The following is a 309-nucleotide window of genomic DNA, read 5'->3' as shown; positions in this document are numbered from 1 at the left end:
CTGGGTTGATAGGCCGGATATGGAAGCCCTGTAAGGGGTGGAGTTGACCGGTACTAATAGGCCGAGGGCTTGTCCTCAGTTGCTCGCGTCCACTGTGTTTGTTCTCAGGTAACGAACAGTTGTGCCGGCTGAACAGCTGCACTACTCAATTGAATAGTGTGCTTGTTCGCTGCCCTGTTCGTTCCTCGCTTCGGCGAGGAATCTGAAAGGGTTTCGGTGGTCATAGCGTGAGGGAAACGCCCGGTTACATTCCGAACCCGGAAGCTAAGCCTTACAGCGCCGATGGTACTGCAGGGGGGACCCTGTGGG

Annotated in this window: 1 rRNA gene; it reads left to right on the top strand. The window is 56.0% G+C overall.

Features of this window, described 5'->3' with window-relative positions:
- Nucleotides 1-212: 212 nt before the first annotated feature.
- A 5S ribosomal RNA gene (gene rrf / locus IF45_RS32045) occupies nucleotides 213-309 on the top strand; the annotation flags it as partial.

The organism is Streptomyces albidoflavus (assembly GCF_000719955.1).
Taxonomy (GTDB): domain Bacteria; phylum Actinomycetota; class Actinomycetes; order Streptomycetales; family Streptomycetaceae; genus Streptomyces; species Streptomyces albidoflavus.
This window is presented reverse-complemented; position numbering and strand designations above follow the sequence as displayed.